Raw genomic sequence first — 24,240 nt, 5'->3', positions numbered from 1 at the left:
GGATGATCATCCGCTTCTACTGCGGCCTGCAGCGTCACGTGGGCGGGCGCGAGCGGGGGCAGACCGCGGCCGAGTACATGGGCATCGTCGTGATCGTGGCGATCATCATCGTCGCGATCGCCACCAGCAACATCGGGCAGACCATCGCCACGAACATCACCAACAAGATCAACGAGATCTTCGGCGCGGGAGGCTGACGACGCGGCCGCACCGGATGAAGTCACCGCATCCCGTGCGGCCCCGACGTCGTCCAGAAGAGGAGGAGGGCCAAATCGCGCCGGCCCTCCTCCTCGTCGTGGCCGCCCTGCTCTTTCTCGGCCTGCTCTTCGCCCAGGTGGGCAGCGCCTCGGAGCAGAAGACCCAGACCCAGACGGCCGCCGACTCGGCCGCGGTGGCGGCCACCCATCAGATGCGTGACGCGGCCATCCTGCAGTCGGCCGGCGAGATCCCCTGGCGCCTGAACCTGCTGTTCGCGCCGCTGGGCGGTTTCGAGGCAGACCTCACCGGCGCGGCCTGCGCAGCGGCCCAGCGCAACTGGGGCGACAACCCGCACTCAGCCGGTCTGGGCTGCGGGGACGTCTATCTGGCCGGTACCGGAGACGGGGTTCAGGTGGGGGTGCTGGCCCCGCCCGGGCAGGTGATCGACGGGCCGGCCGATGTGCAGGGCTCCCGGGCCCAGGCCGCCGCTACCACCCGGATCGTCTTCGAGCAGTGCCCGGACCTGGGTCAGCTGAACCGGACGGCTCTGGCGCACTGGCTGATCGACACCACCATGGCCCGGTTCGGGACGGACTCGGACTGCTTCACCTTCGCCGACGCGATGCACCTGGAAGTCCTCGAGATCCTGCCGTTCCCGGAGGTGTCGATCGTGCTGGGGCCGCCCGACGAGGTGCTCGACGCGGTCCGCGAGAGCATGCGCATCGAGATCATCGGCTGACCACCACGTAGCCGCAGAACACACAGCGCGAGGCCGACGTGGCCAGCGCCGCCCCGCACCAGTCGCAGGGCGAATGCGGCTGCACCGGAACGCGTTGCGCAATCCAGGCGGCCGGGTCCTTGGGCACTGCGACGATCTCGGTGGCCTCTTCGTCGCCCCAGAACCCGGCCAGGTCGAGTTCGGTGCGCACCCGGTGCGGTACGTCGGTGACCCCGGTCAGGACCTCGAGCTGCGGCGGCAGGGCCAGCGGGCCGGCGATCAGCACCCGGGACTCGATCGTGCCGAAGGTGGCCCGGGTGAAGCCCTCGGCCAGAAGATCTTTGGACACCGAACGGACGAGTGGGTGCGGGGTGAGCTGGACCGCGAACTGGCGTTGCCCGGGCAGCAGCGAAGCCAGGTGATGCCCCACCCCGACGCCGGGGATGTCCAGCCCGGTGACCGAGTGCAGCACCGCCACGTTGACCAGTTCGGCCGCCAGGGTGGGCAGGATCGAGACCACCAGCGAGGTCGGCCGTCCGGCCACGCTCAGCGCCTGCTCGGTGATCCGGGCCACCGCGTACTGGCCGAGCGGGCCGCCGGGCAGCGCCACCACCGTGATCTCGACCTCCAGCGCGGCCCGGGCCAGCGCCATCTGCCGGTTCACCTCGGCCTCGGCGCCCTCGCTGCACAGCATGATCAGCCGGGCGCCGTCGCCGGCCAGATCCTCCAGCCGGGCCAGCCGGGTGGCCGACGAGATCCGCAGCAGGCCGCCCGGGCTCGACTCCTCGGCCCAGGTGCTCAGATCGTCGGCCAGCAGGATCCGGCTCGGGCGTTCCCGCAGCGCCGGCCGCAACGGCTGGCGCAGGATCTGGGTGGGCTGGGTGATCGGGGCCTGGCCGCTGATCGGCTGCGGCCCGGGCAGCTGCGGCCGCTGGGGTTCGGCGTGGCTGCTCATCACGACCTCTGCAGGGTGGAGGCGATCTCCTCCAGCCGGCACGAGGCGATCGTGCTCACCGGCCCGGCCACGTTCAGCGAGATCAGGGTGGACTCCTCGGTCAGGAACTGCCGGACGAACAACGCACCCGGCGCACTGCTCAGATCGCCGGGGATGATCGGGTACTGGCTGTGCTGGCTGACTCCGGACATCGTGCCGGGCACCGGATCGATCGGCTCGTTCAGCCTGATCTCGCCGCCGGGCTCGCGGCCGGCCGCGAACGCCGCAATCGCCGCCGCGGGGAAGGCCCCTCGGTAATCCGGCTGCTCACCGGCGATCACCACACACCATTGACCGTCCGGCGCCGGAGCCCGCCAGGTGCGCACCTCGGCCCCCTGCTCGTCGGCGCTGGTGCTCAGCGGTTCGTAGTCCACGTCTTCCGGAAGCTGGAAACTCAGCGATCCGAAACCCGCCGTGTAGTGCTTCAGACCGGACAACGGCAGTAGTTGCTTACGGCCGTCGTTCAACGGTTCTGGGTCGCGCTCGCGCACCGGTGGACTGGAACATCCGGCCAGCAGCAGGATCAGCACGGCCGTGATCAGGACGCGCACGTCTGCCACCTGACCAGCCCCTGGCCGGGCGCGTAGTAGAAGTCGTCACCGGGCAGGGCCCCGCGCACGGTCAGCCCACCCTGCATCCCCAGCACCGCCTCGGTCGCATCGCCAGGGCTGGTCCGGTAGGCACTCACCGTGAAAGAGCCACCCGGAGATCCGGAGTCGAGCAACTCGTACAGCTCCTGCACCGGATCTTCGGCCAGGACGGAGTCCGGACGCAGGTCGGTGTCGCCCAGGTTCAGCAGCAGCGGTATCCCCAGCCGGTGCAGGGCATCGGCAGCGGCGTCGGCGACTTCGGTGCGCATCAGGTCGATCCGGATCACCGCCCGCCCGGTGAACGGTTCGGGTTCCTGGTTCGCTGCCGGCTCAGCCGGATCCGAGGAATCGTCGGCCTGGTGGACGTCCAAAAGCGTTCCCAGCAGACGCGTTGGTGCCTCGGCGGTGGGACCGAGCCACCCCCGCAACCGGCCCGCCGTCTCGACCACCAACTGCCGGGGTCGGCCCAGGTCGTCGAAGGTGACCCCGGCGACCGTCTTGCCGGCGCCCGAGCCGAGCCCGAAGGCTTCGGCCGCTTCACTGGTGAGTTCCACGAAAATGGTTGTAGCCGGGGAGTCCTGGCGGGTGACCCGAACCTCGGCCACTCCGCTCACCCCGCCACTGATGATGCTACCGCCAACTCCCGAACGAGCCTGCGCGCCGAGATCCAGAGCCGAACCCGCGTCCACGAAATAGGCGTGCGGTTCGGGAACCATCGCCCGGGGCAGCGGATGGCCGTCGACCGTGTCGGCGATCCGGGCCAGCAACCCGGTCGGATCCGCCTCCTGCAGCCCTAGCCGGACCGGTTCGTGCTGCGCCGCGGTGATGTAGGCGCGCGCCGCGCTCTCGGTGGGGAACTCGGTGAGTTCACCCCCGCGCACCGAACCGGGCACGTCGTCGCGCCGCACGAACCAGTGAACCACCGCGTTCTTGTCCACCGTCCGGCTCAGCGTCAGCCGCCCGGAGCCGCCCAGATCGTCGGTGAACACCACCGCGTCGTCCGGCACCACGTCGGCGTGGCTGAGCACCCGGCAGGAGACCGCGGCCACGGCCGGGGCACGGCAGGCCGAGTCGTCCTCGGCGCAGAAGGCGCTGCGTACCCCGTGCCCGGCCAGCGGCATCAGCACCGCCGTGACCAGCACCGCCAGGCAACTGCCGCTGAGCACGGCGAGGTACCGGATGGGCGAGGGGCCGGCGTCCGGGAGCGCCGTTCGGTCCGGGCGACGAACGATCAGGCTCATCACTGGTCACTGTGCCGTACCGGACGATTACATGGTGGCGATTCGCGTGATTGTTACCTTTGCGACTGATATGAGGGACGAGTGATGGCGGGACTGCGGCTCGATGGCATCCAGATCGCCCGGGTGGAGGTGGCCACCAGCTACCGGCAGCGCTCGAAGGGGCTGCTGGGGCGCGACGGGATCGGGACCGGCCTGGTGCTGATGCCGGGCAGCAGCGTGCACACGTTCGGGATGCGGTTCGCGATCGACGTGGTCTACGTGCGGCGCGACGGCCGGGTGATCGCGGTGACGACCATGCCGCGCAACCGTCTGGGTCTGCCCCGACTGCGCGCGGCCTGGATTCTGGAGCTTGAGGCCGGGCGGGCGGCGGCCTGGGGGATCGTGGCGGGGAGCGTGCTCAGTCTGGATTCGTGATCGTCAGTCGGCTGCCGGGTTTCAGAGCCCAGCCGGCGAAGGTGCGCCGGCCCGGCTCAGATAGGTCCCGTGGCGGCTGGCAAGCTGTGGACGCTGTGTGGTCGTTCCGTCTCGGACTCCCGTTCAAATCCCGGACCTGCCGTAAGAGATTTCTGACCGTGGGTCATCAGGTTCTCGCATCGGACGTGAGGCCCTTCACTTGGCCTGCATTTTCGCTGGTTAGGTCTTTACAGTGGGGCCGGGCCTGAACTCGGCCGGAACCGGCAACCTTCAGCCTGTGGTGCGCTACACGACTGCCCAGGGGCAGACCTTTCACCTCAGGCGCCGTGGCGGAGTGAAGATCACGATACCGGTGAGCGGCCGAAAGGTACCGGTTTGGTACGACCCGGAGCACCCGGAGCAGTTTCAGGTCCAGGTGATCTGGATCGAGCGGCACGGCAGCCTCTGCTTCGTCGCCGCCGCCGCGCTGGTCGCTTTCGTAGGCCTGCTCCTGCTGCTACCTACTCTCACGGGAGCGGCGTGAAAGTTCTTTCCTGGGGCTACCTCCGACGGCGCCCGTCCGATGGTGGATTTCGCCAAGCGCGACTGATGGGCGACGATGCGACCGATCCGACGATCGGCGACCGCAACCGAAGGACGAACTGCAGATGACCATCTTCCTGCGCTCTTGGCTGGCTGCAGGCCTGATCTTCGTGGCCTACTCTTTGGTGCTCGGGATCTTCTGGGGCGACACGGTGATGTCGGACGGCACGGCGACCGTGATGAACCTGGGCAGTCACGCACTAGCGGTGGCGGCGGCCGGACTGCTGTACCGGCGCCGGGCCGCCGAGAGGCCCTCCATGGCGGGCTTTGCCGTGTCTGCGATCCTGGTGTCGTTGCTGTGGCACCTGCTCTCGGTGTGGATCTGGCTGAGCGTGGACGTGGCCGGCAACACCGTGACCCAGCGGACGTTCACCTGGCTGATCACGGTCGTGGCGGTCGCGGTGGCCCTGTGGTTCGTGCCGGTTCGGCGGGCCGCGCAGCCGGCGGCCTACCGCTGAGATGTACGACACCGACAACACCATGCTGATGGTCCGCGCCGTACTCGGCGGACTGCTGATCCTGAGCCTGGGGACCGGTCTGCTGCGCCGCAGTCGGCAGAACGATCCGCGGCGCTTCCAGGCCCAGGTGACGGTGGTGGACCGGCACGGCACGGTCGCCTTCATCGTCACCGGGATCCTCGCTGTGTTCTTGATCCTGGCTCTGCTTCCCTGAGGCGCAGCGCTTTTCGTTCCGATAAGCTGCCCGGAGCGGGGAAGCAAGGTATTGGCCGGCGACTTCGGAGGGACGTCGCCGGCCAATACTGTTGCCGCGGTGAACAGTTCATTCCCCGGGTCTGATTTGTCGGGCTTTGGCGCTGGTAAACGCAAAGTAGTCAAGCATTTTCGGACCAGCGTCCTATTCTCCACGGTGTGTAGACCTGGCCTGACCAAGGGTCGCGAATCGCCCGCATCGGACGTGACGTCGTTCACGGGAAGTGTTCAGCCGCTGGACGGCTCTCTAGAGTGAGCCGCCGCCGGGGGGCATGTGCGGGCGGGCAGTCGCGAGGGGCCTCGGGCCACGGTTGATCGGCCGGACCCACGGTTTCAGCGTCCAGGAGGAGTCCTTCGTGAGTGAGTACGACCAGTTCCAGCCGCCCCGGGTGATGCCGAAGTCGCTGCGCTGGGTACGCGGTCTGCTGTACGCGGTCGGGATTCTCGGCGTGCTGTCGGCCGTGCTGTACGTGGCTCTGTTCGAGACCGGCGCCGAAGAGCTCGGGGCACTGACCTGGGGCACCTGGCCGTCGGTAGTGGCGTTGTTCCTGGCTCGGCGGGTGCATCGGGGCAACCGCAAGACCTTCATCTGGATCGTGGTGATCGCCTCGGTCCTGATCTTCATGGCTCTCGGTGCGCTGGGCCAGGGCGATCCGCGCGGCCTGACCTCGCTGATCCTGCCGATCGCGATCCTGATCCTGGTGAACCAGCGGGCGGCCAAGAGCTACCTCAAAGGGCCGAGGTGAAGGCTTTAGCCGCCGTGGCAACGGCTTTGGCGCTGACCCTGGTCTCCGGCCCGGCGCAGGCCACGTCGACCCCCACCCCGACTTCCACAGCTGAGGCCGATGCTGCGCGCGCCGCGGCCGAGGTGCCGGTGCTGGGCCGGACCACGATCACCGGGGGCGCCGCGATCATCACCGGTGACGAGGAGATCCAGGGAGTTCAGGCGACCGTGCTGGTGCACGGGCTGCGCCGGGTCCCGGGCGGCACGGTGCTCTACTACTCGGCCGGGATCCCGGCCGGAAGCGGTCCGGCGTCGTGGGGCAACTTCAAGCGCAACCACTTGGACCGGATCAAGGGCAGTTCGTCGTTCAGCAACATCCGGCTGCTCGACTTCGACGGCCGCAAGGCCTACCTGCCCCTCTACCTGCCCAAGGGCGGGGACGAGCGCGTCGACCGGCTGCTGGTCTCGCCCTACCGGGCCTGGCCACCGGAGAGCACGGGCGGCACCTTCTACACCTTCTACCTGGTCATGGCCGAGTTGCCGCAGAGCCTGAGCGCGATCGACATCCAGCTCGGCAACGGCGACATCGTGCCCGATGTGCCGATCGAGGACGGCGTGCTGGAGCCCGCGGTGGTGCAGGACGACGAGAACCCGACGATCCGGCTCGGGGAGGGCTGGCCCGCGATCGATCTGGCCGACGTCTCCGCCGCGGCGGCCACCCAGGCCGAGTCGGTGATGTCGCTGCACCTGGAGACCTCGGACATCGAGGGCACGGTCACCGAGCGCAGCAGCGCCGAGGACACCTCGGTGGACATCGCCTCGGACGTGCTGTTCGCAGTGGACTCGGCCGAGCTCGGCCCGGACGCCGACCAGGCCCTGAGCAAAGCTGCGGCTCAGGTGAACTCCTCGGCGGCCGGCGGCGAGATCGAGATCGTCGGGCACACCGACAGCACCGGCACGGCCGCGCACAACGAGAAGCTGTCCAAGCGCCGGGCTCGTGCGGTGGCCCAGGCACTCGAGCCGTTGATCACGGTTCCCGGCGTCACCTACGGAATCTCCGGTAAGGGCGCGCGAGAGCCATTGGAGGAGAACAGCACGGCGGAGGGACGTCGGCAGAACCGCCGCGTCAGTGTTGTCTTCGCGCCGAAGGAGCAGAATTGAGGACGCGTCTGCGCACCGGGGTTGCCTTTGCGACGGTTGCGCTCCTGCTGGGTGCGGTGTCCGCCTGCTCCTTCGGAACCGATACTCCGGCACCGGTGACCACCGAAAAGGAAGAGCGCTCGAGCGGATCGTCCGTGGCCGACCTGGAGAAGCTGTACCTGGCTGACGGCCCGCCTGCGCGGGAGGTCCTGGCCTCAGGTGAGGGTTTCTTCTACGGCTATCAGAACGGCAAGCAGGGCGAGGTCGCCGAGATCCCGGCAACGCTGCGGGTTCATGAGGTGACGGCCGGCCCCGCGTCCACTCACGTTCGGGTCTCGGTGGTGGCCGAGCAGGCGAGTGATGTCCGGGCGATCAACTACGCCAGCAAGTTCGGCCTGCGTGAATCCGCCCTGGAGATCAGTGCGCCGCAGCAGGATCTCAAGCTGCTGCGCAGCACCTGGCGCTCCGACAACGGCCTCTACTCGATGTGTGCCTGTGCCTCGCTGCCCCAGCGGTTCACCCCCGAGCCGATGGAACTGAGCGGGATCTTCCCGGCTCTGCCCGAGGAGACGACCGAGATCGAGGTCTCCTACCCGGGCTTCGATCCCGTCACCGCACCCGTCACCAGGAAGTGAACCCGATGACTCAGAAGCCGGCGATGCCGGACGTCGACACCGTCCGAACCTGGTGGCACGAGCTGCTGAACGGCAGCCGGTCCCGGGACGAGGTGCACGCGCTGGCCGCACCCTGGGTGGAGGGTACCGCGGTGGTCTCGGACGCGCTGGCCGACGCCGGGCTCTGGGATCTGTACGGCGCCAACCTGAATCACGCCGGAGACGGCGGATTCCGGCACGGCGGCGCACCGGATCCGGTGCACTCGATGGACGATCTGGCCCAGCAGTTCTTCACCTGGTCCGAGAGCGTGCGGGTGCGGGCCGAGGATCCGCAGGCCTGGGCGGCGTTGCTGCTCGCCCAGCGGCGCCAGATGCGCTCGGCGCGCGACAACCTGCGCTGATGCGAGGAGCAGCAATGTCTTTGCGAACGAGCCTCGGTGTGGCCGGCCTGGCTGCGGTGCTGCTGGTGCCGACGTCCGCGCAGGCCTCGAGCACACCGACCCCCACCCTCACCGCGATGCCGGCCGAGCAGCTGAGCGCGCAGGAGGTGCCGGTGCTGGGCTCCACGACGCTCTACGACGAGATGGACGGGACCAAGCCCACGGCAACGGTTCTGGTGCACGGCGTACGCCGGATCGCCGGGGCAACGGTGGTCTACTACTCGGCCGGTCTGGCCGAAGGTGCCGATCCGCAGGCCCTCTACAAGTTCAACTCCTCCTCGCTCGACCGCAACATCACCGCGGGTGGTGCGGGCGCCGTCCGTCTGGTCGATTTCTCGGGGGAGAAGATCTACACGCCGCTCTTCGCGGACAACGACACCTCGTCGGGCCGGTTGCTGGCCTCGCCCGCCCGGTCCTGGCCCGCGCACGAGCCCGGCGGCGTCTTCTGGACGTTCTACGCGGTGATGCCCGAACTGCCAGCCGAACTCAGCACGGTGGACGTGATGGTCGGCCACGGCGACGTGGTGCAGAACGTGCCGATCGGGACAGGGCTGCTGCAGCCGTCGGTGCCGCAGGAAGAACCGATCCGGATGGGGGAGGCCTGGCCTCAGGTCAACCCGATCGACCAGGCCGAGGCCGCCTATTCGCTGCGGCCGCAGGACTCGATCCGCCCGCTCACCCTGAGCGTCGCGAACGCCGACGGCACGGTGGTCGAGGAGACGACGGAAGAGACCGTCACGGTGGACATCTCGTCGGACGTGCTGTTCGCCGTCGACTCCGCCGAGCTGGACGGGGCCGCATCCGAGGTGCTGCAGCAGGTGGCCGACAAGCTGAACGAATCGGCCGACGGCGGGGAGATCCTGATCGTCGGGCACACCGACAGCACCGGCAGTAAGCAGCACAACCTAAAGCTCTCGAGGGAACGGGCACGGGCTGTGGGCGAGGCCCTGACCCCGCTCGTGAAGGTTCCCGGCACCTGGCTGAAGATGACCGGCCGGGGCGCGGAAGAACCGGTGGCGAACAACAGCACCGAGGCCGGACGTAAGCAGAACCGCCGGGTCAGCGTGATCTTCAAGCAGGAGGGTGCGAAATGAAGCGGGTAGCAGTCCCGGTCGCGCTCGTTCTGGCGCTGCTGGTGGGCATCGGAGCCGTCTTCTACTTCCGGGACGAGCCGGAAACCGTTCCGCAGCAGCAGGCCGTCACCGGGGACCTGACCGTGGGTGAGGCCACCGAACGCTTTCTGAGTGCCGAGGCGGTCCGGCCTGAACCGGTGGCCAGCAGTTCCGGCGTGATCTACGCCCGGCCGGCTACGGGCGGCAGCGACTTCGAGGCCCCGGGCACGCTGGAGATCCTGGCCGTGGACGTCAGCGAGACCTCCACGCACGTGCGGTTCGCGATGAGCGCCCAGACCGAACTGAAGCTGGATCTGGGCGGTTACGTCGAGAACACCCAGCACGGCTTCAACACCGTGCGGCTGATCGCCGAGCAGGCCGACCTGTCGATGTCGGGGGCTCGCTGGACCGGGGCCAAGGACCTCGGCTCGGACTGCACCTGCGGGCGCCGGCCCGAGGTGATCGACGACCGGGGCGTGCAGGTCAGCCTGCTCTTCCCGGTGCTGCCCGAGAACGTGACCGAGATCCAGCTCAAGGTGCCGGGCTTCGTGCCGCTGACGGCGCCGGTCAACCGAGTAGGAGCACCGTGAAGCACGTGATCGCACTGGCTCTGGTCGGGGCGTTGACCTCGGCCGGGGCCCCGGATCCGGCAGTGCCTGAGGTACGAGTGGTGGGATCCACCGTCCTGAGCCAGGAGATGGAGTCCGAGGCGGTCAAGGCCACCGTCCTGGTGCACGGCGTCCGCCGGATCCCGGGTGCGACGGTCGTCTACTATTCGGCCGGACTGCCCCAGGGGGCCGAGCCGCAGAGCTGGTCCAGCTTCAGCGCCACCGCCTACGACCGGGCCTCGAAGGCCTCCGGCAGCGTCGGCAGCGTGCGGCTGGTCGACTACTCCGGCGAGAAGATCTACGCCCCGCTGGCCCGGCAGAACAAGTACGGCAGTGAGGAGCTGATGGTCTCGCCGTCCGTGGCCTGGCCCTCGGACCAGCCCGGCGGCAACTTCTACACGTTCTTCGCGGTGCTGCCGGAACTGCCCGGGGACCTGGAGACGGTGGACCTGATGATCGGCCACGGCGACATCGTGCACGATCTGCCGATCGAGGACGGCGTACTGGAACCGGCCACCCTGCAGGAAGGACCGCTGCAGCTGGGTTCGGCCTGGCCGCTGATCGATCAGACTGCGGCAGCGCAGTCGTCCGCCCCTGAGGACTCGGTCCGGCCGTTGGTGACCAAGTCGCAGGACGAGCAGTGATCAGCCGGGACGTACGCCGGATCGGCCTGGTGCTGCTGGTCGGCCTGGCCGTGGTGGCGGTGGCCGCGACGGTGTTTCTGCGCAGCGACGGTCTGGCCAGATGGCGTGGCGGCGGCGAGGAACTGGCCGTCCAGGAAGCCACCGACCGGTACCTGGCCCAGACCCCCGAGCGCGGCGAGCCGGTGGCCTCGGCGCAGGGCGTGATCTACGCCCTCAACTCGGACAACTACCAGACCTACGAAGACACCGGCACCCTGGACATCCTGGCGGTGGACGTCAGCAAAACCTCCACCCACGTGCGGTTCGTGCTGAGCGCGGAGTCGGAGCACGCACTGAGCCGCAGCCGTTATGCGGACGGCGGGGACGCGGGCTTCCGCACCGCGGTCCTCACGGCGGGCGGCCAGACCGTGCGCAGCGCGCAGTGGACCGGGGCCGCCGGCGGCTCCTGGGACTGCACCTGTGGCCGCTTCCCCGAGACGGTCGGGCCGAGCGGGATCGAGATGAGTCTGCTCTTCCCGGCCCTGCCCGAATCCGTCGACGAGGTGCAGCTGTCGATCCCCGGCTTCGCGCCGCTGACCGCGCCGGTCGAGCGCTGATGCTGCGCTCCGGAATCGTCACCTTGGGCGGCTGGCTGGCCGCGGTGCTGGGCGCAGTGGCGTTGGGTGCGCTCTACCTGGCGGCGCTGGGACCGGAACTGGACATGACCGAAAATACGGCGCGGCTGGCCCGGTTCCTGCCCGACACCGTGATGATCGGCGCGGCGGCGACGGTGTTCGCCTACGGCGCGCACCAGCGTCGGCCCGTTCACTACCTCGTCACGGTGCTGGGCGTACCGGTCGCGGTGGAGGGGTCCGCCGCGTACTTCTCCAGTAGCGCCGGGGGCCTGACCCTCACCGAATACCTGGCGGAAGCTCCGGAACACCTGGCCTTCAAAGCCCTGATCTGGGCAGTCGTGGCCGGCCTCGGCTGGTTCGTGATCGGCCGGATCCGGACCTGGCCGTCGCCCGGTCCGGATCAGCGTCCTTGAGGAGCCGGGTTCAGCGGGACTGCAGCGCGTCCAGCGCCACGGCCATCGCTGCCGCCAGCCGCCCGTCCAGCCGGGCGCCCGGCACCTCGACCTCGTAGCGGTCGCGCAGCGAGCGCTTGCGCTGTGAGGTGAGCAGGATCGTCCCCTCGGGGTCGGTGAAGTCGAAGTGGAACAGGAACGGCGAGGGCAGATCGTTGATGAACGGGATGAACTCCCACAGCCGCCGCGCGATCGCGATGTTCTTGTTCCGCTCGGTGCCGAACAGCTCCACCGGGCTGTTGGCGAAGCCCAGGTGCCAGGAACTACGCAGCAGGGACTTGCCGAAGTCCTTGCGGAACCAGCCGATCGGCTGCCCGGCGCCGTCCAGCACGTCGTAGGTGGCGCCCAGGTCGATGCGCTGGCGGGCCTTGAAGCCGAAGACCGCCTGGGTGCGGTTCTCGTCGGCGTAGAACGTGACCTCTTCCTTGAACGCGAAACGCTTCTGCTGGGCGAACGCCAGCAGGTCGCCGGTGCTGCCGTCGGGAAGCAGCTCACGGATTTCGTACCGGTTGACCAGCATCGTGATCTTCTGGTTCACCGCGAAGCGCTCGGCCGTGCGTAGGTCCGTGACCATCAGGTCTCCAGGTGAGATGTCCGCTTGGTGGCGGTCATTGTGTCGTAGGTCCGGTTCGGCCGCAGCTATTACCGAACGTCACCAAGCTCTGCGATCGCGTCGATATGACCCCAATACACCTTGACGCCGGAATGGGCCATCTGAGAACTTCTACCTGCACGGTTCTTCCGGTTCGGCAACGACCAGGCAGGACCGACCCAATACCCAGCTCGGCGGTAAGGCAACTCTGCGTGAGGCAACGGCCCGCATGAGTCCTCTCGACCGCGGGGTCTGGGTGGCGCGACCTGAGCGCGCCGCCCAGGCTCCGCCCCCAATCTGCACTCCTGGGTCCCTGAGTGGCCGCCGGCGGCCGATCGCGATCTCATACCGACCAGTGGCCCCGGCTGTCACTGGGTGGCCCGGGTATGTCACGGTTACCCGGCGGTGCGCCGGTGGCGTCACCGGTTGCCCGCCCTCGCGAAAGGTTTGGTCGTGATCATCCGTCGGCTCGTCGGGGTCGTCCTCGTGCTGCTGGTTCTGCTCGTCATCGTGGATCGCGTGACCTGGTGGGCGGCCAAGCGCGTGGTGGCCGACAGAGTGCAGAGCGCGGCCGGTCTGGCCGAGCGTCCCGAGGTCGAGGTGCACGGCTTCCCGCTGCTGACCCAGGCCGCCGCAGGTAAGTACGAGCAGGTCAACGCCAAGGTCGACGACCTCACGGTGCAGGACGGGCTGACCGTCGACGAGCTCGACGTGGAGATGCGCGGGATCTCGGCCAGCTTCAGCGACCTGCTCAACCACCGGCTCGGCGACGTCCCGGTCGACTCGGCGGTGGCCGACGCCACGGTCGGCTTCGCCTCGATCGATGCGGTGGTCGCCGAGAACCTGCCCGACAACAGCCTGGAAGTGGAGTTCACCCAGGGTCAGGGCGGCTCGGTGGCGATCACCGGGACCTACCAGAACTCGCTGGGCAGCACCCAGCTCTCCGGGGCCGCCACGGTCCGGATCCAGGACGGCGACCTGCTGCTGGAGCTCACCCAGGACTCGCTCACCGACGTCCCGGCCGAGCTGCGCCCGCAGGTGGCCTCGCTGCTGAACCGCTCCTACCACCTGCCCGACCTGCCGTTCGGCTTCACTGCCCAGGACGTGACGGTGGGCCAGGACGGGGTCACCGTGCGGGCCACCACCACCGAGGTCAAGCTCGGCTGATCAAGTCCGCCGCAGGGCCGCCGAACTCCGAAGGGGTTCCGGCGGCCCTTTTCGTTGTGCCCTGGTATAAAAGTTGAGCGGAACAGACTCAACTAAGTACGCGTTGTTCATCGTGACCGATCCGGCCAGCCGAAGCGGAGGAAACTGAGAAGCATGGATCTGAAGCTCACCACTCGCAGCCAGGAGGCAATGGCCTCCGCCGTCCGGCGGGCGGCCACCGACGGTGCGCCGCAGGTGGAGCCGGCGCACCTGCTCGGTGCGCTGCTGGAGCAGCCCGACGGCGTGGCCCCGGCTCTGCTGCAGGCGATCGGCGCCGACCCGCAGGCTCTGCGGCGCGCCAACACAGCCGCGCTGGAAGGGCTGCCGCGCACCAGCGGTGCCTCGGTCAGCACCCCCAACCTGGGCCGCGCCACCTACCAGGCGATGACCGCGGCCGGGGAGGCCGCTCGCGAGCTCGGTGACGAGTACGTCTCCACCGAGCACCTGCTGATCGGTCTCGCGGCCGGCGACAACAACGTCCTCAAGGGCATCACCCGCAAGCATCTGCTCGAGGCGCTGCCCAAGGTCCGGGGCAACGCGAAGGTCACCAGCCCGGATCCGGAGGGCACCTACAAGTCCCTGGAGAAGTACGGCGTCGACCTGACCGCCGCGGCCCGGGACGGCCGGCTGGACCCGGTGATCGGCCGTGACGCCGAGATCCGCCGGGTGGTGCAGGTGCTCAGCCGCCGCACCAAGAACAACCCGGTGCTGATCGGTGAGCCCGGCGTGGGCAAGACCGCCGTGGTCGAGGGTCTGGCCCAGCGGATCGTGGCCGGTGACGTGCCCGAGTCGCTGCGCGGCAAGCGGCTGATCAGTCTCGACCTGGCCGCGATGGTGGCCGGGGCGAAGTACCGGGGCGAGTTCGAGGAGCGGCTGAAGGCCGTGCTGGAGGAGATCAAGTCCAGCGAGGGCGAGGTCGTCACCTTCATCGACGAACTGCACACCGTGGTCGGCGCGGGCGGCAGCAGCGACGGCTCGATGGACGCCGGGAACATGCTCAAGCCGATGCTCGCCCGCGGTGAGCTGCGGCTGGTCGGCGCCACCACGCTGGACGAGTACCGGGAGAACATCGAGAAGGACGCCGCGCTGGAGCGCCGCTTCCAGCAGGTCTACGTGGGTGAGCCCAGCGTGGAGGACACGGTGGGCATCCTGCGCGGCCTGAAGGAGCGCTACGAGGCCCACCACAAGGTCGCGATCACCGATGCCGCCCTGGTTGCCGCGGCCGCGCTCTCGCACCGCTACATCCCCGGCCGGCAGCTGCCGGACAAGGCGATCGACCTGATCGACGAGGCGGCCAGCCGGCTGCGGATGGAGATCGACTCCTCGCCCGAGGAGATCGACGCCCTGCGCCGCCAGGTGGACCGGCTGAAGATGGAAGAGATGGCGCTGGCCCACGACAGCGACCCGGCCAGCCGGCTGCGGCTGGAGAAGCTGCGGGCCGACCTGGCCGACCGTTCCGAGCAGCTGGCCGGCCTGACCGCGCGCTGGGAGCAGGAGAAGGCCGGCCTGAACCGGGTCGGCGACCTGATGAAGCGGGTCGACGAACTGCGCAGCCAGGCCGAGAAGCTGCAGCGCAGCGGCGATCTGGCGGCCGCCTCCCGGATCCTGTACGGCGAGATCCCGAGCATGGAGCGGGAGATCGCCGAGGCCCAGGCCGCCGAGGAGGTCATCGAGGACCAGCTCGAGCCGATGGTGAAGGACGAGGTCGGCCCGGACGACATCGCCGACGTGGTGGCGGCCTGGACCGGGATCCCGGCCGGGCGGCTGCTGGAGGGCGAGAGCGCCAAGCTGCTGCGGATGGAAGAGGTGATCGGCGGCCGGCTGATCGGCCAGAAGAGCGCGGTGCGGGCGGTTTCCGACGCGGTGCGCCGGGCCCGGGCCGGGATCAGCGACCCGGACCGCCCGACCGGCTCGTTCCTCTTCCTCGGCCCCACCGGGGTCGGCAAGACCGAGCTGGCCAAGGCCCTGGCCGACTTCCTGTTCGACGACGAGCGGGCGATGGTCCGGATCGACATGAGCGAATACGCCGAAAAGCACAGCGAGGCCCGTCTCATCGGCGCCCCGCCCGGCTACGTCGGCTACGAGAGCGGCGGGCAGCTCACCGAGGCGGTGCGTCGCCGGCCGTACAGCGTGGTGCTGTTCGACGAGGTGGAGAAGGCCCACCCCGACGTGTTCGACGTGCTGCTGCAGGTTCTCGACGACGGCCGGCTCACCGACGGCCAGGGCCGCACCGTCGACTTCCGCTCGACCATCCTGGTGATGACCTCGAACCTGGGCTCGCAGTTCCTGGTCGACCCGACGCTCTCGGACGAGGCCAAGAAGGACGCGGTGCTCAGCAGCGTGCGCACGGTGTTCAAGCCGGAGTTCCTGAACCGGCTGGACGACGTGGTGGTGTTCGAACCGCTCGGGATGGAAGAGCTTTCGCACATCGTCGAGCTGCAGATCGGTCTGCTGGCCCGGCGGCTGGCCGACCGGCGGCTGGAGCTGCAGGTCACCGCGGGCGCCCGGGACTGGCTGGCGCTGACCGGCTACGACCCGGCCTACGGGGCCCGGCCGTTGCGCCGGCTGGTGCAGCGCGAGATCGGCGACAAGCTGGCCAAGGCGTTGCTGGCCGGTGAGATCCACGACGGCGACGGGGTTCTGGTGGACGCCGCCCCCGGGGCCGACGGTCTGGTGGTGCGCCGGCTGGAGCCCGGCGAGACGGTCGAGGCAGTACCCGGCTCGAGCCCGCACCAGGACGAGAACGGTGGCCTGATCGAGCTGGAGTCCGGCCCCTCGATCTGAAAACCACAATGGGGGACGTTCCTACGCAAGTTGCGTAGGGACGTCCCCCATTGGTGGTTCTACTGGGCGGTCCAGACCACCTTGCTGTCGGTCTTCTTCACCAGTTGCAGCGTGCCGTTGTCCCGCAGCCGCAGCTGGTCGGCGCCCTTGCCCGCGGTCTTGGACTGCCAGACCGTCTTGCCGCTGGAGTTGACCAGGGCGAGGTTGCCCTTGCGCAGAGTGAGCCAGTCGGCGTCCTTCTTGCCGGTGCTCCAGACCGCGCCCGCACCCTTCTTGGTGACAGCCAGGTTGCCGTCGGCCCGCAACGCCAGCGTGTAGGTGCCGTTCTTCGAGGTCAGCGTGTGCCCGCCGCGGTACAGCGCCGCGCCCAGGTCCATCGTGGCCTTGCCCTTGGCGTTCTGCTTCGGCGCGGACTTCTGCGCCTTGCCGCTCTTCCACAGCGTGCTGCCGCCGGCGTTGCGCACCACCGAGGCCACACCCCGGTTGTCGAGCTTCAGCGTGGCTGCCCCGCCGCTGGTGCCGGACGACCAGACCCGCTGGCCGTACTTGTTGTACGACACCAGGTTTCCGCTCGAGGTCATCCGGGTCCAGGCCGCGGACTTGTTGGTGCGCCACAGCACCTGGCCACCCGGCCGGGTCAGGGTCAGGTCTTTACTGGTCTGGGTGAGCGTGTACAGGCCGTTCGGGCTGGTGATCTTCTTGCCGCTGAGCAGCGCCCGGCCGGCCGGGATCGAGGACTTCTTGGTGGTGGCGGCCGGGGCCTTGACCGGCTGCGGGGCGAACAGCAGGTTGCGCGAGAACTTGGTGCTCACCTTGCCGACCACGTTCTTGCTGGCCGCCCCTGCGAGTGCGGCGTGCACCTGCTTGGGCGTGGCCTTGGGGTGGTTCTGCAGGTAGAGCGCGGCCACCCCGGCCGCCTGGGGCGCCGCCATCGAGGTACCGGAGACGGTGTTGGTCGAGGTGTCGCTGTCGGCCCAGGCGGACTTGATACCCAGGCCCGGGGCGAACAGGTCGACGCAGGCGCCGTAGTTGGAGAAGCCGGTCTTACGGTCGCTGCGGTTGGTCGCCCCGACCACGAGCGCGGCCCTGACGTTGCTCGGCGAGACCCCGCAGGCGGGCACGCCCTGACCGGCTGCGTCACCGTTACCGGCCGCGATCACCACGGTCACCCCGTCGGCGATCAGCCGGCTGACCGCGGCCTCCAGCACCGGGTCGGCGCCGCCCTCGTTGGTCAGGCTGAGGTTGGCCACGGCCGGCTGACCGGAGCGGTGGTCCGAGGCGATCCAGTCCAGGCCCTCGGCGACGATCGAGCTGGTGCTGTAGCCCTTGCAGTCCAGCACCCGGACCGGAACCAGCGTGGCCTCCTTGGCCACCCCGTAGACCGAGCCGCCGATCGCGCCGGCCACGTGCGTGCCGTGACCCTCGCAGTCCTGGGTGCTGCGGTCGTTGCTGAGCGTGGACTTGCCGGCGCCCACCCTGGTCTTCACCTTGGCCCCGGACAGGCTGGTGGTGAACTCGCGGTGCGAGCTGCGGATGCCGGTGTCGACCACGTAGGCGGTGACGCCCTTGCCGGTGTTCGTGTAGTAGTACGAGCCGCTGAGCCTGCTGGAGCGCTGGTCGATCCGGTCCAGGTTCCAGACCGGGTCGGGCTGGGTGGTGGCGATCTTGTAGCGCTGGTTGACCGCCACGTACTCGACCGCCGGGTCCTCCCGGATCTCCTCCAGCTGGTCCTCGGTGAGCTCGGCCGCGTAGCCGCGCAGCTGCTCGAACCGCTTCTGCACGGTGGCACCGGCCTCTTCGCCCCGCTCGGCCGCCTGGGCCACGAACTGCCCGGCTGCCTCACCCGCGCCGTCCACCCCGGCCGCGCGCAGACCCGCATCGTCCTTCAGCATGACCAGGTACTCGCCCTCGATGGCGCTGGCGCTGCCCGCCCCGACCAGCGGCGCCGAGCTCACCGTGCTGCCACCGAGGGCGGCCGGCAGGGCGGAGGCCACCGGGGTCAGCGTCACGGCGGTCGCGGCCACGGCGGTGACGCCCACCGCGATCCCGGCCGTCAGGGTCCGACGACGGTTGAGTTTGCCTCGGAGGGGGAAGGGCCGCCGAGGGGCGCGAGGTTCCGTCACGCCCCGAAGACTACGGGGGGCCACCGACAGAATGTGGGTACGTTCGTGCGGGGGCACGGCCAAAAATACGCGGAACGTAGTCGACCCCACCACTTTCGGTGAGGTCAGGAGTAGTCCTTCCGGGCCACCTAGTTCCCTCTTGACCGAGATTTAAATTGTGCGCCGGGACACATCGGCGTGTCCCGGCGCAACTGCCCCACGATGAGCGTCAGGTGAGTTCGACGATCACCGGGGCGTGGTCCGAGGCACCCTTGCCCTTGCGCTCCTCGCGGTCGATCGCCGCCGTCTTCACCCGGGACTGCAGCGCCGGCGAGGCCAGCACGAAGTCGATCCGCATGCCCTGCTTCTTGGGGAAGCGCAGCTGGGTGTAGTCCCAGTAGGTGAAGGCGCCCTCGGTGTGCGGGCGCACCACGTCGGCGAAGCCCGCCTCGAGGACACCCTGGAAGGCCTCGCGCTCGGGCCCGGACACGTGGGTGCTGCCCTCGAACGCCGCCATGTCCCACACGTCGTCGTCCTGCGGGGCCACGTTCCAGTCGCCGACCAGCGCGATCTGCGCATCCGGCTGGGCGGTCAGCCAGTCCTGGCCGACCGAGCGCAGCGCCTTCAGCCACTGCAGCTTGTACTGCAGGTGCGGGTCGTCCAGGGTGCGGCCGTTGGGCACGTACAGGCTCCAGACCCGCACCCCGCCGCAGATCGCCCCGATCGCCCGGGCCTCCGCCACCGGCTCGTCACCCCAGGTGGGCATCCCCGGGAAGCCGTGCTGGACGTCCTCGATCCCGACCCGCGAGATCAGCGCGACCCCGTTCCACTGCGAGTGGCCCAGGTGTGCCACCTGGTAGCCGATCTCCTCGAAGCGGGCGGTCGGGAACTGCTCGTCCTTGCACTTGGTCTCCTGGACCGCGAGCACGTCGATGTCGCTGCGCTCCAGCCAGGCCACCGCCCGGTCGACCCGGGCCCGCATCGAATTCACGTTCCAAGTAGCGATCCGCACCGGGCGAGCGTACCTGCGGCCGCGCTACCCGAAAGTCGGCCGACCGTTCGGGGCCACCGCCTCACCACGCGTGTCAGCCCAGCTCGCCAAGGGCCTGCAAAAGCCCACAAAAGCTGTGGGTCCGACTGCTCCAGACGGGTGAGGGAATCGGCCTTTCGAGTGCTAGTGATTACCCCAGGGTGACGATTCACCACGCACTGCGGTGAACTCATCGCCTGATCAACACTGACTGGATGGAGCGATGGGACATCTCTGGGTAACCACGAAGCGTCCCGCGACCCGCTGGGCCCTGCCCGTGGCCGCGGTCGTGGTCCTCCTGGCCGGTCTGGTCCCGCTGTTCCTGCCACGACCGGACGCGCTGGCCGGGGTGAGCACCCTGCCGTGGTGGGCATTCGCGCTCGCCTTCGCCGCCGCCGAGGTCTGCGGGCTGAACCTCGAGGTTCGGGGCCGGCGCTACTCGATCGCGCTGAGCGGCATCCCGCTGGCGGCTGGGCTGTACCTGTCCGATCCGGGTTCCCTGCTGTTGGGCCGGCTGGCCGGCACGCTGCTGATCGGCGCCTGGTACCGCCGCCACACCCCGCTCACCCTGGTCACCAACGCGGTCGCGGTGACGGCCGGGACCACCGTGGCCGAACTGCTGTTCCGGTCCCTGGTGCTGCACCACCCGCTGCTCAGCTACCCGGGCCGGGTACTGACCCTGGTGGCGGTGGTGGGCGCCGTGCTGGCCGAGATCGGTCTGCTGCTGTGGGTGCACCGGGCGTTCGATGCCGGGGCCCGGCTGCTGGCCCGGGCGGTGGTCGCGGGCGTGCTGGGTGCGGCGATCGGCCTGATCCCGGCGCTGTGGATCATCCACGGGGAGCCGCTGGTGACCGGCGCCGTGCTGGGCCCGGGCCTGGTCCTCGGCTTCGGGGCCTTCGCCTCGCTGTCCGAGCGGCACCACCGCCTGCGCCGGATGTACGAGCTGTCCGACGCGCTGGCCCACGCCCCCGACCCGGCCCGGGCGATCCCGCTGGTCCTGGAACGCTCGGCCCAGCTGCTGCGGGCCGAGCACGTCGAACTGATGCTCAGCGACGCCCTGCCCGCCAACCGGCCCTCGCCCGGCCCACGGATGTGGATGCGGCGTGCGGGCCGGATCATCGGCCCACGCACCCCCGGCGCCGACCTGCTCGAGCGCACCCCCGGCCGGGGCGAACTGCTGGCCCCGCTGCGCAACGGCGGGCAGACCATCGGGCACCTGCTGGTCGGCGAGCGCGGCGACGGCGTACGGGGCTTCGTGACCAGCGACCTGAACACCCTGCAGGCAGTGGCCGAACGGGTCGCGGTCGCCCTGGGCAACGGCCACCTCCTCGAGCGCCTGCAGTTCGAGGCCCGGCACGACGAGCTCACCGGCCTGCCCAACCGCCTGGACTTTCGGGCCCAGCTGGACGAGAGCGTCGAGGACCTGCTGGCCGGCGGGCGCCAGTGCACGGTGATGCTGCTGGACTTCAACGGGTTCAAGGCGATCAACGACACGCTCGGGCACCAGGCCGGTGACCAGCTGCTGCGCGAGCTGGCCGGGCGCTTCGGCCAGGTGGCGGGCAAGGGCGTGACCATCGCCCGGCTCGGCGGCGACGAATTCGCTGTGCTGGCCCCCGGAATGGGCGACGGCGCGGCCCGGGCCCTGGCCCGCCGCCTGCTCTCGGCCTTCGACGAGCCGGTCCGGCTGGCCGGGAACGAGCTGCGGGCCGGTGGTTCGCTGGGCGTGGCCATCGGCCCCGAGCACGGCAGCACCGGCGCCGAGCTGCTGGGCCGGGCCGACGTGGCGATGTACGTGGCCAAGGCCGGCGGGGGCGGCTACCGGATGTTCACCCGCTCGATGGACCTGCCCGGCGAGCAGGTGCACACGCTGGCCGTGGCGCTGACCGAGGCCCTGCGGGACGGGCAGATCCAGATCGCCGTGCAGCCGATGGTCGACCTGGTCAACGGCCAGGTACACGCGCTGGAGGCGCTGGCCCGCTGGCACCACCCCGAACTCGGCGAGGTACCCCCGGAGGACTTCTTCGCCGCGGCCGAGCGCAGCGGCCAGGTGGTCGAGCTGTCCCGCCGGGTGCTGGACCAGGCGCTCGCCGCCGCCCGGCAGTGGCAGGAGGCCGGGCAGCAGGTGCGGGTGGCGATCAACCTGGCGCCCGGCTGGCTGGCCGACCCCAGCCTGCCCGGCCAGATCCGCAGCGCCTTGGCCCGGCACGGCCTGTCCGCCGACGTGCTCAGCCTGGAGGTGGCCGAGTCCGACGTGATCGACGAGCCGGAGATGCTCCTGGCCCTGACCCGGCTGCACGAGATGGGGGCCCGGCTGTCGGTGGACGACTTCGGCACCGGCTACTCCTCGCTCACCTTCGTCAGCCGGCTGCCGGTCGACCAGATCAAGATCCACCAGTCCTTCGTGCAGCAGCTGCGGGCCGACGGCCGGGCCCGGGCAGTGGTGCAGTCGATCATCGACCTGGGGCGCAACCTCGGCCTGGAGGTGGTGGCCGAGGGGGTGATCGACGCGTACACCCGGATCGAGCTGAAGCGGATGGGCTGCCGGTTCGGCCAGGGCTACTACTTCGACGCCCCGATGCCGGTGCAGGAGCTGTCCTGGCCCACCGGGCGGCGGCCCGCCGGACCGGCTGCATGGCTCGATCGCCCGGTGCCGTTGCAGTCCGACCGGGTCGTCGGTTCGCTCGATACCCTGGCCGAATGCGCACCGACGAAGACTCTGCCGCCATCGCTCCCGTGAGGGACGAACTGCGCGAGCTGATCAAGAAGCTTGCTGTCGTCCACGGCAAGGTCACCCTGGCCAGCGGCAAGGAGGCCGACTACTACGTCGACCTGCGCCGGATCTCGCTCGACGGCCAGGCCGCCCCGTTGGTCGGCCGGGTGATGCTCGACCTGGTCAAGGACTGGCAGTTCGAGGCGGCCGGGGGCCTGACCCTGGGCGCCGACCCGGTGGCCACCGCGATGCTGCACGCCTCGGCCGCCGCCGGGGCCCGGCTGGACGCCTTCGTGGTGCGCAAGCAGGGCAAGGCGCACGGTCTGCAGCGCCGGATCGAGGGCGCCGAGGTCGCGGGCCGGGCCGTGCTGGCGGTCGAGGACACCTCCACCACCGGCGGCTCGGTGCTCACCGCGGTGGAGGCGCTGCGCGAGGCCGGGGCGAACGTGATCGGGGTGGCGGTGATCGTCGACCGGGGCACCGGGGCCAAGGAGCGGGTCGAGGCCGAGGGCCTGGAGTACCGCTACGCCTACGACCTGTCGGACCTCGGCCTTTCCTGACAGGCTTTGCCCATGCTGATTGCGCTGATCGTGGTGGTGGTCCTGGTCGCCGGGGTGGGCCTGTGGCTGGTCACCGGCTACAACGGCCTGGTCCGGCTGCGCAATCAGGTGCAGGAGGCGTGGAACCAGATCGACGTCGAGCTGACCCGCCGGCACGACCTGATCCCCAACCTGGTGCAGACCGTCCAGGGCTACGCCACGCACGAGCGGGACACCCTGGACGCGGTGATCCAGGCCCGCAACGCCGCCACCGCGCCGGGTGCCTCGGTGGCTGAGCAGGCGGCGCAGGAGGGGCAGCTGTCCCAGTCGCTGGGCCGGCTGTTCGCGATCGCCGAGGCGTACCCCGACCTGAAGGCGAACCAGAACTTCCTGGGTCTGCAGAACGAGCTCTCGGCCACAGAGGACCGGATCGCCTCGGGGCGGCGTTTCTACAACGCGGTGGTGCGGGAGCTGAACACCAAGATCGAGTCGGTGCCGAGCAACATCATCGCCGGCAGCTTCAACTTCGCCCGGGCCGACTACTTCGAGGCGCAGAACGAGCAGGTCCGCTCCGCCCCGCAGGTCGACTTCGGCGGTTCCGGGCCGGCGGTGAGCTTCGGGGGCAGCGCTCGCCCAGGAGTGGAGCCGGGTGCCCCGGCGCCCGAGCGGGAGCTCGGCGGCTCTGACCCCGACTACGGGACCCCGAACCGCTGATACAGCGCTGGCGCCCACAACGTCTCAAATTAAGGACGGTGTGGGCGCCAGTGCTTTTGGCTTACGGACGTTTGTGAGCGCCTAGGTCCCACTGCTTACGGACGTAGGTGCTCGCCTAGGCTTCCAGGGCGGCTTTGCGCCGCATGCGTCGACGGTCCACCACCAGGGTGACGATCGTGGCGGTGATCGCGATCGCGGCGATGACGTACGCCGCCCACTTCACCCACGGGATGTTGTAGGCCGCGTACCCCAGCAGAATCATGCCCGCGCCCCAGATCAGCGCCCCGGCCACGTTCGCGACCAGGAACTTGGGGTACGGCATCCGGCCGATCCCGGCGATGATCGGGGTGAACGTGCGCACCCAGGGGATGAACCGGGCGATGATCACCGCCAGGGAGCCCCAGCGCTCGTAGAACGCCTCCGCCTTCAGCACCCGGTCGGCGTTCTTACCGGCCTTGCTCAACAACCATGGCCGGCCCAGCCGCCGCCCCGTCCAGTACCCCACCGCGTCGCCGGCGATCGCTGCCACTGCAGTACCCCCGGCCAGGAACGCCAGGTTCAGGTCGCTGGCCGGCTCGGCGGCCAGCAGGCCGGCGGCGAACAGCACGCTGTCGCCCGGCAGGAAGAACCCGACGAGTAACCCGGACTCGACAAAGACCAGGGTGAACACGACGACGTAGACCGTCACCGTGGTCATCGACGAGACGTCGGACAGGCTCGCCCACCAGTGCGCCATGGTTCTGTTTCTACACCCCGGCCCGCCTCAAC

At 69.7% G+C, this 24,240-nt stretch carries 27 protein-coding genes; 20 read left to right on the top strand and 7 right to left on the bottom strand.

Annotated features, from left to right (window positions below):
* Positions 1–2: 2 nt before the first annotated feature.
* A complete protein-coding gene (locus LR394_RS02470) occupies positions 3–197 on the top strand; it encodes a hypothetical protein (RefSeq protein ID WP_231438663.1) in 195 nt (64 codons plus the stop codon).
* A 17-nt stretch (positions 198–214) separates the two neighbouring features.
* The gene (locus tag LR394_RS02465) at positions 215–937 is read left to right on the top strand and encodes a pilus assembly protein TadG-related protein (protein WP_269328478.1); all 723 of its coding nucleotides are present in this window, start codon (positions 215–217) and stop codon (positions 935–937) included.
* Here the strand turns inward: LR394_RS02465 and LR394_RS02460 are convergent.
* The 3 genes from LR394_RS02460 to LR394_RS02450 are packed head-to-tail and all read right to left on the bottom strand — an operon-like array spanning position 927 to position 3,741.
* Positions 927–1,871, bottom strand: coding sequence for a hypothetical protein (locus tag LR394_RS02460; protein WP_231438661.1), 945 nt, complete (start codon positions 1,869–1,871; stop codon positions 927–929). The two genes, LR394_RS02465 and LR394_RS02460, sit on opposite strands and share 11 nt — an antisense overlap.
* Positions 1,871–2,461: a hypothetical protein gene (locus tag LR394_RS02455; RefSeq protein WP_231438660.1), complete on the bottom strand. Its 591-nt coding sequence runs from the start codon at positions 2,459–2,461 to the stop codon at positions 1,871–1,873. Before LR394_RS02455 ends, LR394_RS02460 begins: the two co-directional genes overlap by 1 nt.
* Entirely contained in the window at positions 2,449–3,741 is a 1,293-nt protein-coding gene (locus tag LR394_RS02450) for a hypothetical protein (RefSeq protein ID WP_231438659.1), read from the bottom strand. Before LR394_RS02450 ends, LR394_RS02455 begins: the two co-directional genes overlap by 13 nt.
* 84 nt (positions 3,742–3,825) lie before the next feature.
* Here LR394_RS02450 and LR394_RS02445 point away from each other — a divergent pair, with 84 nt between their 5' ends.
* From LR394_RS02445 to LR394_RS02385, 13 genes are all read left to right on the top strand, one after another.
* Complete coding sequence (locus LR394_RS02445; protein ID WP_231438658.1) at positions 3,826–4,155, top strand: DUF192 domain-containing protein; 330 nt, start codon at positions 3,826–3,828, stop codon at positions 4,153–4,155.
* A gap of 232 nt (positions 4,156–4,387) precedes the next feature.
* Positions 4,388–4,678, top strand: a complete 291-nt coding sequence (locus LR394_RS02440; protein ID WP_331283034.1) for a DUF3592 domain-containing protein — start codon at positions 4,388–4,390, stop codon at positions 4,676–4,678.
* A 124-nt stretch (positions 4,679–4,802) separates the two neighbouring features.
* On the top strand, positions 4,803–5,195 hold the full coding sequence (locus tag LR394_RS02435; RefSeq protein WP_231438657.1) for a hypothetical protein: 393 nt from the start codon (positions 4,803–4,805) through the stop codon (positions 5,193–5,195).
* 1 nt (position 5,196) lies between these two features.
* Positions 5,197–5,409 carry a hypothetical protein gene (locus LR394_RS02430; protein ID WP_231438656.1) on the top strand — a complete coding sequence of 71 codons (213 nt, stop codon included), beginning with the start codon at positions 5,197–5,199 and terminating at the stop codon, positions 5,407–5,409.
* Positions 5,410–5,803: 394 nt separating this feature from the next.
* Positions 5,804–6,193, top strand: a complete 390-nt coding sequence (locus LR394_RS02425) for a hypothetical protein (protein WP_231438655.1) — start codon at positions 5,804–5,806, stop codon at positions 6,191–6,193.
* 14 nt (positions 6,194–6,207) lie between these two features.
* Positions 6,208–7,332 (top strand): OmpA family protein, encoded by a 1,125-nt coding sequence (locus tag LR394_RS42655; RefSeq protein ID WP_231438654.1) that lies wholly within the window; start codon positions 6,208–6,210, stop codon positions 7,330–7,332.
* A complete protein-coding gene (locus LR394_RS02415) occupies positions 7,329–7,946 on the top strand; it encodes a hypothetical protein (protein WP_231438653.1) in 618 nt (205 codons plus the stop codon). The genes LR394_RS42655 and LR394_RS02415 overlap by 4 nt, the downstream gene beginning before the upstream one ends.
* Before the next feature lie 5 nt (positions 7,947–7,951).
* A complete protein-coding gene (locus LR394_RS02410; RefSeq protein WP_231438652.1) occupies positions 7,952–8,326 on the top strand; it encodes a hypothetical protein in 375 nt (124 codons plus the stop codon).
* Between the two features lie 14 nt (positions 8,327–8,340).
* Positions 8,341–9,459, top strand: a complete 1,119-nt coding sequence (locus LR394_RS02405) for an OmpA family protein (protein ID WP_231438651.1) — start codon at positions 8,341–8,343, stop codon at positions 9,457–9,459.
* On the top strand, positions 9,456–10,067 hold the full coding sequence (locus LR394_RS02400; protein ID WP_231438650.1) for a hypothetical protein: 612 nt from the start codon (positions 9,456–9,458) through the stop codon (positions 10,065–10,067). The genes LR394_RS02405 and LR394_RS02400 overlap by 4 nt, the downstream gene beginning before the upstream one ends.
* Positions 10,064–10,729, top strand: coding sequence for a hypothetical protein (locus LR394_RS02395; RefSeq protein ID WP_231438649.1), 666 nt, complete (start codon positions 10,064–10,066; stop codon positions 10,727–10,729). Before LR394_RS02400 ends, LR394_RS02395 begins: the two co-directional genes overlap by 4 nt.
* Positions 10,726–11,325 (top strand): hypothetical protein, encoded by a 600-nt coding sequence (locus LR394_RS02390; RefSeq protein WP_231438648.1) that lies wholly within the window; start codon positions 10,726–10,728, stop codon positions 11,323–11,325. The genes LR394_RS02395 and LR394_RS02390 overlap by 4 nt, the downstream gene beginning before the upstream one ends.
* Complete coding sequence (locus tag LR394_RS02385; protein WP_231438647.1) at positions 11,325–11,756, top strand: hypothetical protein; 432 nt, start codon at positions 11,325–11,327, stop codon at positions 11,754–11,756. The genes LR394_RS02390 and LR394_RS02385 overlap by 1 nt, the downstream gene beginning before the upstream one ends.
* Positions 11,757–11,766: 10 nt before the next feature.
* Here the strand turns inward: LR394_RS02385 and LR394_RS02380 are convergent, their stop codons facing one another.
* Positions 11,767–12,369 (bottom strand): LURP-one-related/scramblase family protein, encoded by a 603-nt coding sequence (locus tag LR394_RS02380; RefSeq protein WP_231438646.1) that lies wholly within the window; start codon positions 12,367–12,369, stop codon positions 11,767–11,769.
* Between the two features lie 471 nt (positions 12,370–12,840).
* Between LR394_RS02380 and LR394_RS02375 the strand changes: the two genes are divergently transcribed.
* Entirely contained in the window at positions 12,841–13,554 is a 714-nt protein-coding gene (locus tag LR394_RS02375) for an LmeA family phospholipid-binding protein (RefSeq protein ID WP_231438645.1), read from the top strand.
* Between the two features lie 153 nt (positions 13,555–13,707).
* Positions 13,708–16,377 carry an ATP-dependent chaperone ClpB gene (gene clpB / locus LR394_RS02370; RefSeq protein ID WP_231438644.1) on the top strand — a complete coding sequence of 890 codons (2,670 nt, stop codon included), beginning with the start codon at positions 13,708–13,710 and terminating at the stop codon, positions 16,375–16,377.
* A gap of 59 nt (positions 16,378–16,436) precedes the next feature.
* Here clpB and LR394_RS02365 read toward each other — a convergent pair whose 3' ends face one another.
* Both LR394_RS02365 and LR394_RS02360 read right to left on the bottom strand, forming a co-directional pair.
* On the bottom strand, positions 16,437–18,500 hold the full coding sequence (locus LR394_RS02365; RefSeq protein WP_231438643.1) for a S8 family serine peptidase: 2,064 nt from the start codon (positions 18,498–18,500) through the stop codon (positions 16,437–16,439).
* 208 nt (positions 18,501–18,708) lie between these two features.
* The gene (locus LR394_RS02360) at positions 18,709–19,491 is read right to left on the bottom strand and encodes an exodeoxyribonuclease III (RefSeq protein WP_231438642.1); all 783 of its coding nucleotides are present in this window, start codon (positions 19,489–19,491) and stop codon (positions 18,709–18,711) included.
* Positions 19,492–19,732: 241 nt separating this feature from the next.
* On the opposite strand from LR394_RS02360, the gene LR394_RS02355 reads away from it, so the two are divergent.
* The 3 genes from LR394_RS02355 to LR394_RS02345 are packed head-to-tail and all read left to right on the top strand — an operon-like array spanning position 19,733 to position 23,472.
* Positions 19,733–22,246 (top strand): putative bifunctional diguanylate cyclase/phosphodiesterase, encoded by a 2,514-nt coding sequence (locus LR394_RS02355; protein WP_231438641.1) that lies wholly within the window; start codon positions 19,733–19,735, stop codon positions 22,244–22,246.
* Positions 22,207–22,779 carry an orotate phosphoribosyltransferase gene (gene pyrE / locus LR394_RS02350; protein ID WP_231438640.1) on the top strand — a complete coding sequence of 191 codons (573 nt, stop codon included), beginning with the start codon at positions 22,207–22,209 and terminating at the stop codon, positions 22,777–22,779. The genes LR394_RS02355 and pyrE overlap by 40 nt, the downstream gene beginning before the upstream one ends.
* A 12-nt stretch (positions 22,780–22,791) precedes the next feature.
* Entirely contained in the window at positions 22,792–23,472 is a 681-nt protein-coding gene (locus LR394_RS02345; protein ID WP_231438639.1) for a LemA family protein, read from the top strand.
* A 115-nt stretch (positions 23,473–23,587) separates the two neighbouring features.
* On the opposite strand, the gene LR394_RS02340 is transcribed toward LR394_RS02345, so the two are convergent.
* Positions 23,588–24,208 carry a DedA family protein gene (locus LR394_RS02340; protein ID WP_231438638.1) on the bottom strand — a complete coding sequence of 207 codons (621 nt, stop codon included), beginning with the start codon at positions 24,206–24,208 and terminating at the stop codon, positions 23,588–23,590.
* Positions 24,209–24,240 lie beyond the last annotated feature (32 nt).

It is taken from the genome of Kineosporia babensis, from assembly GCF_021129305.1.
GTDB classification, from domain to species: Bacteria; Actinomycetota; Actinomycetes; order Actinomycetales; family Kineosporiaceae; genus Kineosporia; species Kineosporia babensis.
Note: the sequence above shows the minus strand (reverse complement) of the source record. Positions and strands in the feature narration are given on the sequence as shown.